General features: G+C 67.1%; 12 protein-coding genes and 2 tRNA genes. 10 read left to right on the top strand and 4 right to left on the bottom strand.

Annotated elements, in window-relative coordinates; translation table 11 throughout:
• Positions 1-16 precede the first annotated feature (16 nt).
• From G6032_RS05250 to hemA, 3 genes are read right to left on the bottom strand one after another with little or no spacing between them, the layout of a single operon-like run.
• On the bottom strand, positions 17-1,021 hold the full coding sequence (locus G6032_RS05250; RefSeq protein ID WP_165281079.1) for a cysteine synthase A: 1,005 nt from the start codon (positions 1,019-1,021) through the stop codon (positions 17-19).
• A gap of 12 nt (positions 1,022-1,033) precedes the next feature.
• On the bottom strand, positions 1,034-2,122 hold the full coding sequence (gene prfA / locus G6032_RS05245; RefSeq protein ID WP_165281078.1) for a peptide chain release factor 1: 1,089 nt from the start codon (positions 2,120-2,122) through the stop codon (positions 1,034-1,036).
• Complete coding sequence (gene hemA / locus G6032_RS05240) at positions 2,123-3,379, bottom strand: glutamyl-tRNA reductase (RefSeq protein ID WP_165281077.1); 1,257 nt, start codon at positions 3,377-3,379, stop codon at positions 2,123-2,125.
• A 136-nt stretch (positions 3,380-3,515) separates the two neighbouring features.
• Here hemA and G6032_RS05235 point away from each other — a divergent pair, with 136 nt between their 5' ends.
• The 8 genes from G6032_RS05235 to ychF all read left to right on the top strand — a co-directional run bounded on the left by G6032_RS05235 (position 3,516) and on the right by ychF (position 10,378).
• Complete coding sequence (locus G6032_RS05235; protein ID WP_165281076.1) at positions 3,516-5,192, top strand: tetratricopeptide repeat protein; 1,677 nt, start codon at positions 3,516-3,518, stop codon at positions 5,190-5,192.
• A 2-nt stretch (positions 5,193-5,194) separates the two neighbouring features.
• A complete protein-coding gene (gene lolB, locus G6032_RS05230; RefSeq protein WP_276610859.1) occupies positions 5,195-5,851 on the top strand; it encodes a lipoprotein insertase outer membrane protein LolB in 657 nt (218 codons plus the stop codon).
• A complete protein-coding gene (ispE, locus tag G6032_RS05225) occupies positions 5,848-6,708 on the top strand; it encodes a 4-(cytidine 5'-diphospho)-2-C-methyl-D-erythritol kinase (protein WP_165281074.1) in 861 nt (286 codons plus the stop codon). Before lolB ends, ispE begins: the two co-directional genes overlap by 4 nt.
• Positions 6,709-6,721: 13 nt before the next feature.
• Positions 6,722-6,796 (top strand) — tRNA-Gln (locus G6032_RS05220).
• An 83-nt stretch (positions 6,797-6,879) separates the two neighbouring features.
• A complete protein-coding gene (locus tag G6032_RS05215; protein ID WP_165281238.1) occupies positions 6,880-7,818 on the top strand; it encodes a ribose-phosphate diphosphokinase in 939 nt (312 codons plus the stop codon).
• A 104-nt stretch (positions 7,819-7,922) separates the two neighbouring features.
• Positions 7,923-8,567 (top strand): 50S ribosomal protein L25/general stress protein Ctc, encoded by a 645-nt coding sequence (locus tag G6032_RS05210; RefSeq protein WP_165281073.1) that lies wholly within the window; start codon positions 7,923-7,925, stop codon positions 8,565-8,567.
• 83 nt (positions 8,568-8,650) lie between these two features.
• Positions 8,651-9,283: an aminoacyl-tRNA hydrolase gene (gene pth, locus G6032_RS05205; RefSeq protein ID WP_165281072.1), complete on the top strand. Its 633-nt coding sequence runs from the start codon at positions 8,651-8,653 to the stop codon at positions 9,281-9,283.
• A gap of 3 nt (positions 9,284-9,286) precedes the next feature.
• Positions 9,287-10,378 (top strand): redox-regulated ATPase YchF, encoded by a 1,092-nt coding sequence (gene ychF / locus G6032_RS05200; protein ID WP_165281071.1) that lies wholly within the window; start codon positions 9,287-9,289, stop codon positions 10,376-10,378.
• Positions 10,379-10,414: 36 nt separating this feature from the next.
• On the opposite strand, the gene G6032_RS05195 is transcribed toward ychF, so the two are convergent.
• On the bottom strand, positions 10,415-10,849 hold the full coding sequence (locus tag G6032_RS05195; RefSeq protein ID WP_165281070.1) for an Rrf2 family transcriptional regulator: 435 nt from the start codon (positions 10,847-10,849) through the stop codon (positions 10,415-10,417).
• Between the two features lie 156 nt (positions 10,850-11,005).
• Between G6032_RS05195 and G6032_RS05190 the strand changes: the two genes are divergently transcribed.
• Positions 11,006-11,082, top strand: a tRNA-Met gene (locus G6032_RS05190).
• Positions 11,083-11,289: 207 nt separating this feature from the next.
• Positions 11,290-14,973 (top strand): PAS domain S-box protein, encoded by a 3,684-nt coding sequence (locus G6032_RS05185; RefSeq protein ID WP_165281069.1) that lies wholly within the window; start codon positions 11,290-11,292, stop codon positions 14,971-14,973.

The raw sequence follows: 14,973 nt of genomic DNA, 5'->3' as shown, positions 1-14,973 counted from the left end.
GGCGGCCGGCGATTCCTCAGGTTTCGAGGAACGCCGGCACCGGCAGTCCTTTCGATGCGAGAAAGGCCGGGTTGAACAGCCGCTGGCGGTAACGCAGGCCGGAATCGCACAGGATGGTCACGATGGTGTGGCCGGGCCCGAGTTCGCGCGCCAGGCGCATCGCGCCGGCGACGTTCACGCCGCTGGAGCCGCCGAGCAAAAGCCCTTCCTCCTGCAACAGGCGGAACACGAGCGGGATGGACTCCGAGTCCGGTACCTGGAAGGCGTGATCCACGACCGCCTCGGCGATGTTCTTCGTGATCCGGCCGTTGCCGATGCCCTCGGTGATGGAGTTGCCTTCGGCCTTGAGTTCGCCACGCGTGAAATGCGCGTACAGGGCCGAACCGGTGGGGTCCGAGAGACCGATACGTACGCCTTCGTTGCGGGCCTTGAGAGCCCGCCCGACACCCGCAAGCGTGCCCCCGGTGCCGACGGCGCAGATGAAGCCGTCGATCCGCCCCCCCGTCTGGGTCCATATCTCGGGTCCGGTGGTGGCGAGATGGAATGCGTAGTTCGCCGTGTTGTCGAACTGGTTGGCCCACAGGGCGCCGTTCGGCTCGCTCTCCCGCAATGCCGTGGCGATCCGTCCCGAGACGTGCACGTAGTTCTCCGGGTTCTTGTATGGCACGGCCGGCACGAGGCGCACTTCCGCGCCGTAGGCCTTGAGGGTGTCGATCTTCTCCTGGCTCTGGGTTTCCGGCATCACGATCACGGTGCGATAGCCGAGCGCATTGCCGACCATCGCCAGGCCGATGCCGGTATTGCCTGCCGTGCCTTCCACGATCACGCCGCCGGGCCTGAGGCTGCCCCGGGCTTCGGCGTCGCGCACGATACCGAGCGCAGCGCGGTCTTTCACCGAACCGCCGGGGTTCATGAACTCGGCCTTGCCGAGGATCTCGCAACCGGTCTCATCCGACGGGCCGCGCAGCCGGATCAGGGGCGTGTTGCCGATCGCCTCGATGACGCTGTTGACTGCTTGCATGCGGTGGTTCCTTCAGGCCTGCTCTGAGAGTGCAGCGAGCTGGTCCGCCTGGTACTCGCTGGCCAGCGGCTCGAGCAAGGCGTCGAGGTCGCCGGCGAGGGTGTCTTCAAGGCGGTAAAGCGTGAGATTGATGCGGTGGTCGGTGATCCGGCCCTGGGGAAAATTGTAGGTCCGGATGCGCTCCGAACGATCGCCGGAGCCGACCTGCAGGCGGCGGTTCTGCGCCTGCGCCGCGGCCCGCCGGGAACGTTCCGCATCGACCAGCCTCGCGCTCAGCAGCGCCATGGCGCGGGCGCGGTTCTTGTGCTGGGAGCGCTCGTCCTGGCATTCCACGACGATCCCGGTGGGGAGATGCGTCAGGCGCACGGCGGAATCCGTCTTGTTGACGTGCTGCCCGCCGGCCCCCGACGCGCGGTAAGTGTCCACGCGAAGGTCGGCAGGGTTGATCTCGATCGCTTCCATCTCCTCGGGTTCGGGGAGCACGGCGACCGTGCAGGCCGAGGTATGTATGCGGCCCTGCGACTCGGTCTCGGGGACCCGCTGCACCCGGTGCGTGCCGGATTCGAACTTGAGGCGCGAGTAGACCCGCTGGCCGCTCACGCGCGAGATGATTTCCTTGTAGCCGCCGTGCTCCCCCTCGCTGGCCGACAGGATCTCGATGCTCCATCCCACGCGTTCCGCGTAGCGGCAGTACATGCGGAACAGGTCGCCGGCGAAAATGGCGGCCTCGTCACCACCCGTGCCGGCACGGATTTCGAGGAAGATGTTCGCCTCGTCCATCGGGTCGTGCGGCACGAGGTGGCTCTTGAGCACGTCCTCGAGCTGCTCGATGCGCAGCATGACGCCCTCGCGCTCTTCGGCCGCCAGCGCGCGCAGGTCGGGGTCCTTGTCCGCGGCCATGTCCTCGGCGGCGGCCAGGTCCCGGCGGGCCTGCGTCCAGGCCTGGTAATCCCGCACCAACGGCTCGAGCCTGGCGTACTCCCGCGACAGTTCACGGAACTGCTGCTGATCACCGATGATCGCCGGATCGGAGAGCAGTGCGCTGACCTCCTCGTGGCGTTCCACCAGGTTCGCCAGCTTGGTGACAATGGAATCTTTCAATCAGTCCTCGGCTTCGAGGCCGAACAGCCGGCGCGCCGCGGTCAGGAGTTCCTGGTCGCCTTCCTCGCCGGCCCGGCGCATGCCTACGCTCGGCAGGTGGAGCAGCTTGTTGGTCAGGGTGTGGGAAAGGAAATTCATCACCTCTTCGGGCGTGCGGCCGGCTTCCAGCATGCGCCGGGCCTGCTCATCCACGGCGCTGCGAATCGCCTCCGCCCGGGTTCTCACCGAGCGGATGGTCGGCGCCGCATCACGCGTCTTGAGGGTCTGCGCGAAGCGGATGACCTCCACGTCGATGATGCGCCGGGCCTGCGCCGCGGCTTCTTCCCGCGCCTTGAGGTTGTCGTCCACCACGCCCTGCAGGTCGTCCACCGTGTAGAGATAGACATCGTCCAGTTCCCCGACCGCCGCTTCCACGTCGCGCGGCACGGCCAGGTCGACCATGAACATCGGCTTGCGCCGCCGGGCCTTCAGCGCCGCCTGCACCATCGGCTTGGTGATCAGCGCGTCCGGGCTGGCCGTCGAGCAGATCACCATGTCTGCCGCCGCGAGGTGGTTCGGTATTTCATCGAGCTCGATGGCGAAACCCTTGTGTTCCTGCGCGAGATTCCGCGCCCGGGCGATGCTGCGGTTGGCGATCACGATCTTGCCGATGCCGCGCCCGGCGAGATGCTGCGCGACCAGCTCGATGGTTTCGCCCGCGCCTACCAGCAACGCCGAGTGCTGGCCGAAATCCGCGAAGATCTGGCGCGCGAGATTGACTGCCGCATACGCGACGGACACCGCGCTCGCGCCGATCTCGGTGTCCGTTCGAACCTGCTTGGCCACCGAGAACGCCTGCTGGAACAGCGAGTGCAGCACGGGCCCGGCGCTGCCCACTTCCGTGGCGATGCGGTAGGCCTCTTTCATCTGGCCGAGGATCTGCGGCTCGCCGAGGACCGCCGAGTCGAGTCCGCAAGCGACCGTAAAGGTGTGGCTGACAGCGAGCTGGTTGTCGAGCTGGTAGAGGCAGCCGTTGGCGCGATCCCCCAGGCTGTGGTGATCGTTCAGCCAGTCACGCAGCGAGACGAGGCCCTTGTCCGCGCAGCGGCTGTAGAACTCGGTGCGATTGCAGGTGGAGACAATGAGCATCTCGTCGACTTGCGGCAGCCGCACGAGTTCGCCGAGGGCCACCGGCAGGCGGTCCTGGTTGAAGGCGAGCTTCTCCCGGATCTCGACCGGGGCGGAGCGATGATTGACACCGAGTACTTTCAGGGACATCAGGTTACTGGCGCGACCGCCCGGCAAGACAATTGCTCAATTGTCCGGCAACCGGGCACGTGGTGACAAGCGGCAGTCGCTCACGGGGCCTTGTTTTCATGGGGTATAGTGGCTTTCCACGAGCGAAGCCGGAATCATGAAGCCCTTTATACTCTTTGTCCTGCTGCTGCTGGGGGCCTGCGCGGCCCCCGGACCCGAACACGGCGATCCGGCCGACTCCGCGCCCGACTTCGGCGAGCCCGGCGAGGCCAGTTACCACCTGTTCATGGCCGAGATCGCATTGCAGCGCGAACTTCCCGCGCTGGCCGCCACCGAGTACCTGCGGGCGGCGCGCGCGAGCGACGACCCGGCGGTTGCAGCCCGGGCGACCCGGGTGATCAGCAGTTTCGGCACCGAGGCGGAGGGGCTCGAGGCCGCGGAGCGCTGGGCCGAGCTGGCGCCCGACGAACTCGATGCGAGGCGCTTCCTGGCCCGCTTCCGGCTTGCCGCCGGTGATGTGAAGGGTGCGACCCGGGAACTGCGCGTGCTGCGTGTCGCCGCGGGCGAAGCCGCCGATCCGCGGCCTTTCCTCGGGATGTTGCCGCTGGTGACAGGCGCGGACGATCGGCAAGCCGCAATCGCGGCGATGACCCCGGTGGTGGCGGATTATCCGCAGGATCCGAGCGGCGCCTACGCGCAGGCCTACCTGGGACTGCGCGCCGGCGAGGTCGATCTCGCGCTTGCCGAAGCCCGGCGAGCCGTCGACCTGGCGCCCGAATGGACCGAGGCGGCGATCCTCTACGGTCGCGCACTCGTCGCTGCGGGGCGCGTCGACGAGGCGCTCGAGTGGCTGGACGCGCGACCCGAGGCAGGCGAACGGCGGATGGCGCTGGAACGGGCCGTCACCTTGATCGCCGGCGAGCGGAATGGCGAGGCCCGGGCCGTGCTGGAGGGCCTGCTCGAGAGCGATCCCGGGGATTCCGAGGCTCTCAGGGCGCTCGGTTACCTCGAGTATTTCGAGGGCCGGATCGAGGTGGCGCGCGAGATTTTCCACAGCCTCCTGGTCACGGGACGTTACACCAACGACGCCCTGTTCTACCTCGGAGGCATCGCCGAGCAGCAAGGTGAGGTCGAAGAGGCGGCGCGGCTTTATTCGCGCATCGATGGTGGCGAACACCTGGTCACCGCCCAGGTGCGGCTCGCGCTGCTGATGTTCCGGCTGGGCCGGCCCGAGCTGGCCGTGAATCACCTGGAGATTTTTGCGCGCCAGAATCCGGGTGCGGATGTCGAACTCGGAGCAGCCCGCGCCGAGCTGCTGGCCCGCATGGGCGAGTCCGAGGAGGCCCTGGCCGTCTACGATGAGCTGCTCAAACGGCATCCCGACGCGATCGACCTGCGTTATGCGCGCGGATTGATGCACGTGGAACGGGACGATGTTGCGGCGGCGCTGGAGGACTTCGGGCACATCGCCACGCTGTATCCGGACGATCCGGCAGCGCTCAATGCCTACGGCTACACGCTTGCCGACATGACCGAGCGACATGCCGAGGCCTACGAGCTGATCCGCCGCGCCTTCGTCCTCGATCCCGACAGCCCGGCGATTCTCGACAGCATGGGCTGGGTGCTCTTCAAGCTGGGGCGTCCGGCCGAGGGGTTGCCCTACCTGTCCCGCGCCTGGGGGCTGCAGCGAGATCCCGAGATCGCTGCGCACCTCGGGGAGGTCCTCTGGGCGCTGGGACGTGTGGACGAGGCGCGCGACATCTGGCTCGAGGCCATCGTCGAGTGGCCGGGAAGCCCGGTGCTGCTCGATACGATGGGCCGGCTTGACCCCTGACCATGCCCTGCGCGACGGTCTTGCGGCGGCTCATTGCCGAACGGGCATCGAGGTTCTCTATAATCGTTCTCATTGGCGTTCTGGGCGGCGGCTGTGCTGCACCCGTTGAGCGACCGGTGGCACCGGGGATCGACTGGTTGGAAAGGCGGGAAACATTGCGCGATATCGAGGAATTCCGGATGGAGGGTCGGCTCGCGCTGAATACCGGGCGGCGCGGCTACAGCGGCACGGTGTCCTGGGAACAGAACGACGACATCGTGGATTTCCGTTTCCGGGGGCCGTTCGGTTTCGGTGGGTTCCGGATCCACGGCGATCCCGAGCAGTTGCGTGTCAAGACGACGGCCGGCGATGAATTCCTGCTGACTGATCCCGAGAAAGAAATGAACGACCGCTTCGGCTGGAGCCTGCCGGTGCACAGCATGCGCTACTGGATTCTCGGCGTCTCCGATCCCGGCCTGCCCGCCACCGAGGTGCCGGACGAGGTGGGCCTGCTGGAGAGCGTCGAGCAGGCCGGCTGGGCCGTTTATTACGACAGCTACGGCGAAGCCGAGGGCCTGGTGTTGCCGCGCCGGCTCGACATGGAACGTGGGGATGTCCGTATCCGCGTCATGACCGATCGCTGGGAGATCCCGGGCGCCTCGCCGCGCGCCCGCCGATGAGTCGCTGCTGGCCCGCGCCGGCGAAGCTCAACCTGTTCCTGCAGGTGACAGGCCGCCGTCCCGACGGATACCACGACCTGCAGACCGTCTTCCAGCTGCTCGACTTCGGCGACGATATCTTCCTCGAGACGACCTCCGACGGGGTGATCAGCCGGCCCGAGGGGCTCGCCGCCGTGGCGCCGGAAGACGACCTCGCCGTACGGGCCGCCCGCCGGCTGCAGGCGGCATGCGGTACGCGCCAGGGGGCCGAGATCAGGATCCGCAAACGCATTCCCGCCGGCGGCGGGCTCGGCGGCGGCAGTTCCGACGCCGCCACGGTGCTGGTCGGGCTGAACCATCTCTGGGGGCTGGGCTGGCCGGTCGAGCGGCTCGCGGCCCTCGGCCTGGAACTCGGCGCAGATGTGCCCGTGTTCATCCATGGACGCTCGGCCTGGGCGGAGGGGGTCGGTGAGCGACTCATCCCCGTGACGCTGCCGCCGGCCTGCTTCGCCGTGATCTGTCCGGACTGTTTCGTGTCCACGGCTGCGGTCTTTGCCGACCCCGAATTGACACGGGATTCGGCGGAAACGACAATTCACGGCTTTCTTTCGTCCGGCGGGCGCAATGATTGCGAGCCCGTGGTCAGGCGGCGCTACCCTGCGGTGGCCGCCGCCCTCGACTGGCTCGGGGCGCGGAGCGGCGCGCGCGCGCGGCTGACGGGAACCGGGGGCTGCGTCTTCGCGCAATTCGCCGCACTGGCGGACGCACGGGAGGCGCTCGCGGACCTGCCGCGGGAGTGGACGGGTTTCGTGGCTCGCGGGCTGGATGAGAGCCCCCTGCTGGCGCGGGCCGGCGGGCAGGTGGCGCCAGTCGCGTGACCAGGTTGACCGCTGGGGTGTAGCCAAGTGGTAAGGCAACGGGTTTTGATCCCGTCATGCGGAGGTTCGAATCCTCCCACCCCAGCCATTTTCGCAGGCATCGGGGCGGCGGCAGATCGGCAACGGACCAGGGGTCCAGGGGGAGCGGGCGTGACTCACGAAGCAGGGCAGATGGCGGTGTTCTCCGGTAACGCCAACCGGGAGCTGGCCGAAAGCATTGCGCGCCACCTCGGTTTTCCGCTGGGCAAGCTCCAGGCGGGCCGGTTCAGTGACGGCGAAGTGACGGCGGAGGTGCTCGAGAACGTGCGCGGCCGCGACGTGTTCATCGTGCAGTCGACCTGTCCGCCGGTGAACGACAACCTGCTCGAGCTTTTGATCATGGTCGATGCGCTGCGGCGTGCATCCGCCGCGCGGATCACCGCGGTCATCCCTTACTACGGCTATGCCAGGCAGGACCGGCGGCCGCGCGCGCAGCGGGTGGCAATCTCGGCCAAGCTGGTGGCCAACATGATCACCCACGCCGGCGTGGACCGTGTGCTGACCATTGACCTGCATGCCGACCAGATCCAGGGCTTCTTCGACATCCCCGTGGACAATGTCTATGCCTCGCCGGTGTTGCTGCATGACGCGTGGAAACAGCGCTACCAGAACATGGTCGTCGTGTCGCCGGACGTCGGTGGCGTCGTGCGCGCCCGGGCCCTGGCGAAGCGGCTCGACGACGCCGACCTGGCCATCATCGACAAGCGGCGGCCAAGGGCCAACGAGGCGCAGGTCATGCACATCATCGGCGACGTGCGCGGGCGCACCTGCGTGCTGGTGGATGACATGATCGATACGGCCGGCACGATGTGCCAGGGCGTCGCGGCGCTCAAGGAGCAGGGCGCCGAGAAGGTTTACGCTTACATTACCCACCCGGTCCTTTCGGGACCGGCTGTGCAAAGAATCAACGATTCGCTGCTGGACGAGCTGGTGGTGACCGACACCATCCCGCTGTCCGACGCCGCGCGCGCCAGCCCGAAGATCCGCCAGCTCAGCGTGGCGGAAATGCTGGCCGAGACCATGCGCCGGATCAGCGACGAGGAATCCGTCAGCTCGCTCTACGTAGACTGAGCCGACAGGAAAACGGCGCCCGGATGCCGGGCGCCGGGTCGGCATGTGCGCAAGCCTGGTCGCGGGCCCGCCATGCCGGAACATGACATTAACGGAGATGAACAATGAGCCAGAAATTCGAGCTTCTTGCCGAAGACCGGCCTGACCAGGGCAAGGGTGCGAGCCGCCGCCTTCGTCGGACCGGCAAGGTGCCCGCCATCCTGTATGGCGGCCACCGCGACCCGCGCGTGATCGCGCTTGACCATGACAAGCTGGTGCACAGCCTCGAGAACGAGGCTTTTTTCTCCAGCATCCTCACCTTGACCGTGGGTAACAAGTCGCAGCCGTGCATCATCAAGGACGTGCAGCGCCATCCGTACCGCAACGTGGTGTTACACGTGGATCTGCAGCGGATCATCGAGGACGAGGAAATCAGGGTGTCGGTCCCGTTCCACTTCCTCGGCGAAGACGTGGCGCCGGGCGCGAAGGCGGGCGGCGTGATTTCCCGCATCATGACGGAACTGGACATCAGCTGCCTGCCGAAGCACCTGCCGGAGTACATCGAGGTCGACGTGTCGACGCTCGAGCTCGACGGCATCGTGCCGCTTTCGGAAGTCAAGCTCCCCGAGGGCGTGGCGTTCGTGGGCGGCGACGAGATGCTGGAGCAGCCGGTGGTCATGATCAGCCGGCCGCGGCGTGAGGTCGAGCCGGAGGAAGAAGGCGAAGCGGGCGGCCAGGAGAGCATCGACACCGAACCGAAGGAAGACTGAGCCGGACGTTCGGTTGCGCGACGGGGCTGTCCGCCATGGGCGGCCCCGTTGCGTTTCGCCGTCCCAAAGCAAGGCGCTGAAAAATGACAGAGCGATCGCTCGTTCGCATGATCGTGGGGCTGGGCAATCCGGGCGCCGAGTACGCCGATACCCGGCACAACGCGGGCTTCTGGTTCGCCGACCTGCTGGCCGCGCGTCATGGCGGCTCGTTCCGCAACGAGCGCAAGTACGGCGCGGAAATCGCGACGGCGCGCATCGATGGTGCGGATATCCTGCTGCTGAAGCCGCAGAGCTACATGAACCGCAGCGGTACCCCGGTGCAGGCCGCGTCCGCGTATCTGAAGATCCCGGCCGAGCAGATCCTGGTCGCCCATGATGAACTCGATCTCGCGCCCGGCGACGCCCGCCTGAAGCTGGGTGGCGGTCACGGCGGACACAACGGATTGCGCAGCCTCATTTCGCATCTCGGGGCAGGTTTCTGGCGACTGCGCCTCGGCATCGGCCACCCGGGGAACCGGGCCGAGGTGATCGACTACGTGCTCAAGCGACCCTCGCGCGAGGACGCCGAACTGATCGAAGGCGCGGTCGTCGCGGCCGCGGATGTCATTCCGCTGATGCTTGGCAGAGGCGAACAGCCGGCGATGCACAAGCTGCACAGTCGCGGGACCTCCCCGCGGCAGAAACCGAAAGACGACGAGCCAGGGCTCGCGGAGTAACACATGGGAATCCGGATCGGGATCGTCGGCCTGCCGAATGTCGGCAAGTCAACCTTGTTCAACGCGCTCACCCGCGCGAAGATCGCTGCGGAGAACTATCCCTTCTGCACGATCGACCCGAACGTGGGCGTGGTGCCCGTGCCCGATCCCCGGCTGCAGGCGCTGGCGGAAATCGCCAGGCCGCAGAAAGTCCTCCCCACGACGATCGAGTTCGTCGATATCGCGGGCCTGGTGCGGGGTGCGTCGAAGGGGGAGGGCCTCGGCAACCAGTTCCTTGCCAATATCCGGGAAACGGACGCCATCGGCCACGTGGTGCGGTGCTTCGAGGACTCCGACGTCGTGCACGTCGAGGGACGCATCGATCCGGCCAGCGATATCGAGGTCATACACCTCGAGCTGGCGCTCGCCGATTTCGATACGGTGACCCGCAACCTCGAGCGGGCCGTGAAGGCTGCGAAGACGGGGCGCAAGGAAGACCTCGCACGGCGCGACCTGCTCGCGCGGGTGGCCGATCACCTCGATGCGGGCCACCCGGTGCGTTCCATGGGACTGGATGCCGCCCAGCAGGCCGTCATCCGCGACCTGCACCTGCTCACAGCCAAGCCGACCCTGTACGTCGCCAACGTGGCCGAGGACGGCTTCGCCGACAACCCGCATCTCGATACCGTGCGAACGATCGCGGCCGCGGAAGGCGCCCAGGTGGTTCCCGTGTGCGCCGCGATCGAGGCGGAAATTTCCCAGCTCGACGAGGCTGACAAGGAGGAGTTCCTGGTCGAGCTCGGGCTCGCCGAGCCGGGGCTCGACCGCGTGATCCGCGCCGGTTATCACTTGCTCGGGCTGCAGACTTTTTTCACCGTCGGGCCTAAAGAGGTGCGCGCCTGGACCGTTCCGGTCGGCGCCACCGCCCCCGAGGCGGCCGGCGAGATCCACACCGACTTCCAGCGCGGCTTCATTCGCGCCGAGGTCACGGCCTACGACGACTTCGTCGGCCTCGGCGGCGAGGCGCGGGCGAAGGAAGCGGGCAAGCTGCGCCTGGAAGGCAAGGAATACATCGTCAAGGACGGCGATGTGATGCACTTCCGCTTCAACGTCTGAGCCGGGTGGCGGCTGGGTCGCGCGATGGCTCCTCCCTTAGCTGCGCAGGTCGAGCAGTTTCATGACCGACACGGGTTCACGCACCAGCTCCGCGAGTGTGTGCTTGTCGAGTTCTGCGAGGAAGGCGTCCAGCGCCCGTGCGAGAACCGGGATCAACGCACAGGACGGAGTCAGCCGACACTGGTTCTCGGGGCGGAAGCATTCCACCAGGCCGAGATCGTCCTCCGTCTTGCGCACCACGTCGCCGAGACGCAGTTCCTCCGGTGGCAACGCCAGCATGAGCCCGCCGTGCGGGCCCCGTTGCGCGATGACGAGCCCCTCGCGTGTCAGCAGGTTGACCACCTTCATGAGGTGAGCCCGGGAGATGCCGTAAGCTTCGGAGATCTCGCGGATGGTGCAGCGCCGGCCAGGTTGCACGGCGAGATAGATGAGCACCCGGAAAGCGTAATCGGTGAAATACGTCAGTCGCATATTTGAGCATCCCCACGCCGGTAGCGGCGGAACTCTATTGATGCATCTTACATGGCATAATTGCGTGCACAAGTCGGGATTCGCCTTGACAGGCCCCCGGGGCGCGAGGAAAATTCCCGGCCCTCCCTTGCATGCGCCGCCTTGGCGCTAGTCGTCGGCTACGTAGCTCAGTTGGTCAGAGCGCGGCACTCATAATGCTGAGGTCGGTGGTTCGAGCCCACCCGTAGCCACCATTCTCCGTCCCGTCCGTCACGCGCCAAATTCCAGGCAGCTCGCTCGTGGCAATAGATTGCACACAAGGCGGTCGTTTGGCGGCACAATGGCGGGATGACCCGGGGCCGCGCCGTTCAGGGGCCGGGCGACTCATCTGTCGGAAAGGAAGGCGAGCAAGAACCGTGAACAGCGGCGGATCTCCCGCGCGGGGACCACGAAACATCACCGTGCCGAAGCGCATCGCCCTGGCGATCGCCGTATCCTACGCGGTGCTCGGCGGGGTCTGGATCGTGTTCTCGGACCGGTTGTTGCCGGTCATCGTGGCGACGCCCGAAGAAATGCTCGGGATGAACATCGTCAAGGGCCTGGGCTTCATCCTGGTCACGAGTTCCCTGCTGTATGCCTTGTTGAGGGTGGCGCCGCGGGCTCCCGAGGAGGGCGCGGCACCACGTACCCATGGCTGGCTCCTGCTGGCCGTATTCATTGCGCTGGCGGCGACGATCCTCGCGGTCGGCTATTTCGTGCAGCGCGAGGCGACCGGGAATCTCGAGGCGCGGCACGAAGCGACCCTCCGGCAGGTCGCCAACCTCAAGGCCGGACAGGTCGAGATCTGGTTGGATCGCAAGCAGGGCATGGTGGAGATCATCGCCCGGAATAGTGCTTGGACGTCACTCGCACCGGCCGCGCGCGACGGCGATCCGGCCGCCCTGGCCGAGCTGCAGGTCGAGTTGGGCGCGCTCACCGAGCGGATCGGGACCGACGGGCTGGAACTCGGCTTTCGCCAGCACGGGCTGGTTCTCGCGGATACCGCCGGGGTGCCTGTCGTGGCAGCGGGCGCCCGGATCGACGAGTCGCTTGTCGCTGCGGCTGTGAAGCGACTGCGCGACGAGAGCCGCGGCTTCTTCCACACCGAAGGGGACGGCGCCGGGCTGCACATGGCGTTCACCGCGGCCACTGCCGATGCGGGCGTCCCTGGCGCACAACAGTTTTTCCTGCTCATGCTGTTGCAGGATGCCACCAACACCGTCAACAGTCTCCACGAGATCATGGCGCGCTGGCCGGCGCCCGAGGCGGCGGGGGCGGCCGCCCTGGCCCGGCTCGGTGATGGCGGCCGTCTCGAGTTGTTGCCCGGCTTCGGCACCCCGTGGTTCGACGAAGACACCGTAGTCTTTCCTGCCTCGCCCGCGCTCGACGGCGCGCCCCAGCACCGGCGCGGCGTACGCGGCGGCTACCTCGGCGAGTACGTCGACGGGCAGCACGCCATGCTGGCGCTGGCCCGCGTCCCCGGCACGGAATGGATCGTCGCAGCCGTGATGGACCGTACCCAGGCCGTGGCCGGGGTCGCGGCGTTGATCACCGCCACGCAGGTCGCCGTGCTCGGGGCCATCGCCATCGCCGGCTGGCTGATCCTCATGTTGTTCAGGGAGCAGCGGGCCCACAGTCGCGCCCTGCTCGCGAACGTCGTGCGTGAGCGCGACGCGCTGGACCAGCATTTCTCCTACCTGAGTCGATTCGCGAACGACATCGTTCTGCTCAGCGACGCGACGGGGCGAATCGTCAACTGCAACGACCGCGCGGTCAGCGCCTACGGGCGGCCGCGCGACTCTTTGATCGGCTGTACGTTGCCCGAACTGTGTCCGCCGGCGGTCCGGGCCGCCGGCGAACGCGGCCTGGTCCAGGCGCTCGAGTCCGGCGATTCCCGCTTCGAGACCTGGCAGCACAGCACGGAGCGTGGCGAGTTTCCCGTGGAGATCAGCGCGCGGACTTTAGAGGTGGACGGCGAAAAGTTCATCCAGAGTATCGTGCGGGACATTTCCGAACGGCGCATGGCGGAACAGCAGTTGCGGGCGAGCGAAGCGAGATTTCGCAACACCTTCGATCACAGCGCCGTGGGCATCGCGCACGTCTCCGTCGACGGTCGCTTCATCATGGTGAACCAGCATTTTGCCGATCTGCTGGGCTATTCGCCCCAGGAAATGCAGGAAATGGAGGTCTGGTCGCTGTCTTTCCCCGAGGACCTGCCGCGCGAGCTGCAATTGGGCAAGGCGTTGCTGGCCGGGGAGCGGGGCGACTACACGATCGAGAAACGCTATCGGCGCAAGAACGGCGAGGCGTTGTGGGCGCACCTGACCGTCTCCGCCGTGCGGGCCGAAAGCGGCCAGGTCGAGTACCTGATCGGTGTCGTGGGGGATATCGGCCCGCGCAAGCAACTCGAACTCGAAGTGCAGCGCCGCAGCCTGTTGTACCGGACCCTGTCGGAAACCAACCGGGCTATCGCGCGTGCAGAAGCGATCGACGAGGTGCTGGCGGCAGCCTGTACCATCGTCGTTTCCGGGGGTCTGTTCTCGCGGGCGGCCGTGACACGTTTCGACAGCGGCGCCGGCGAGCCGACGGTGGTCGCGGCGGCCGGCCCCAAAGCGCAGGAGCTTGCGGGCGAGTTGCTCGAACTGCAGGCCCGCAGCGGCATCTTTCCCGTGTTGAGCGGCGACGCCTCGCCCGATGGCACCGTCGTCATCAACGACGTTGAGACCGGGCCGATCAGCGCCAACACGCGGCTGGCCTGTCTCCGCCACGACGTGCGCGCCTTCGCCAGCCTGCCCCTCGGGGATCCCATGATGCCCGAGGGGCGCTTCATGGTGTTCGCCCGGGAGGCCGACTTCTTCGCCGGCGACACGCTCGACCTGTTGCTCGACATGGCGCGCGACCTGTCCGTCGCGCTGGCGCGATTCCGGGAGCGCGCGAAACGCCAAATGGCGGAGCGCCACGCGCGCGAGGTCGCGCAGCGCATGTCGACGCTCGTCGAAGCGGCGCCCATCCCGGTCTACGATATCGACCCCGACGGCCGTGTCGGCGAACTGTGGAATCCCGCGGCCGAGCGCGTATTCGGCTGGCGACGGGAGGAAGTCAGGGGCCGATTGCTGCCGATCGTTCCCGAGGATGCCGAGGCGCAGGCGGAATTCGCTGCCGTGCGTGAAAAAGTGCTGGCCGGCGAGCGCTTCGCGGGCGTCGAACTGCTGCGGCGCCGCCGCGACGGGTCGCCGGTCTATATCAGCCTGTCGACGGCGCTGATTCCCGGTTCGACCCCGACGATCCTGAGCGTGGCGGAGGACATCACTTCACGCCATGATGCCGCCGAGGCGGTCCGCCGGGCGCGTGACGAACTCGAGTTGCGCGTGGCCGAGCGCACCGCGGAACTATCCGCGGCGCGCGACCGTGCGGAGGAATCGGACCGCATCAAGACGGCGTTTCTCGCCAACATGTCGCATGAATTGCGCACCCCGCTCAATTCCATCATCGGGTTCAGCAGCCTCCTGTTGTCAGGAGCCCCGGGAACGGTCAACGAGGAGCAGGGCAAGCAACTGGCCATCGTGCGTCATGCGGGCGAGCGCCTGCTTACGCTCATCGAGGACATCCTCGATATTTCCCGCCTGCAGGCCGTGGATGCTATGTTGCCTCGCGAGCCGGCACCGCTCAGGGACCTGGTGTTGCGTGCCGTTGATACGCTGCGGCCCCAGGCCGCCGGGCGGGGACTTTATATGGAGACCGATATCGAACCCTGTGTGGCGCTCGCCGAACCGCGTCGGCTGGAACAGGTGTTGCTCAACCTGTTGAGCAACGCCGTGAAGTACACGGATACCGGAGGGGTCCGGGTCAAGTGCCGGGGCGTGGGCGAACACGTCGAGATCGCGGTGGAAGACACGGGGTTCGGAATCAGTGCCCAGGAGCAGGCACGGCTTTTCGTGCCCTTCTCACAACTCAAGCGCACCGACTCGGGACGGGAGGGTACGGGCCTCGGCCTGGCGATCTCCCGGCGGCTCGTGGAGGCCATGGGCGGCAGCATCTCGGTTGACAGCGAACCGGGCCGCGGCAGTATCTTCACGGTGAGACTCGATGCTGCGAGGGCTTCCTGA

This window comes from Wenzhouxiangella sp. XN24 (assembly GCF_011064545.1).
In the GTDB taxonomy this organism is placed as follows: domain Bacteria; phylum Pseudomonadota; class Gammaproteobacteria; order Steroidobacterales; family XN24; genus XN24.
This window is presented reverse-complemented; position numbering and strand designations above follow the sequence as displayed.

Coding starts and splice junctions, on each gene's coding strand:
- ispE (WP_165281074.1), top strand. CDS start 5,848: ATGAGTCGCTGCTGGCCCGCGCCGGCGAAGCTCAACCTGTTCCTGCAG.
- G6032_RS05195 (WP_165281070.1), bottom strand. CDS start 10,849: ATGCGACTGACGTATTTCACCGATTACGCTTTCCGGGTGCTCATCTAT.
- lolB (WP_276610859.1), top strand. CDS start 5,195: ATGCCCTGCGCGACGGTCTTGCGGCGGCTCATTGCCGAACGGGCATCG.
- hemA (WP_165281077.1), bottom strand. CDS start 3,379: ATGTCCCTGAAAGTACTCGGTGTCAATCATCGCTCCGCCCCGGTCGAG.
- ychF (WP_165281071.1), top strand. CDS start 9,287: ATGGGAATCCGGATCGGGATCGTCGGCCTGCCGAATGTCGGCAAGTCA.
- G6032_RS05215 (WP_165281238.1), top strand. CDS start 6,880: ATGGCGGTGTTCTCCGGTAACGCCAACCGGGAGCTGGCCGAAAGCATT.
- G6032_RS05235 (WP_165281076.1), top strand. CDS start 3,516: ATGAAGCCCTTTATACTCTTTGTCCTGCTGCTGCTGGGGGCCTGCGCG.
- G6032_RS05250 (WP_165281079.1), bottom strand. CDS start 1,021: ATGCAAGCAGTCAACAGCGTCATCGAGGCGATCGGCAACACGCCCCTG.
- pth (WP_165281072.1), top strand. CDS start 8,651: ATGACAGAGCGATCGCTCGTTCGCATGATCGTGGGGCTGGGCAATCCG.
- G6032_RS05210 (WP_165281073.1), top strand. CDS start 7,923: ATGAGCCAGAAATTCGAGCTTCTTGCCGAAGACCGGCCTGACCAGGGC.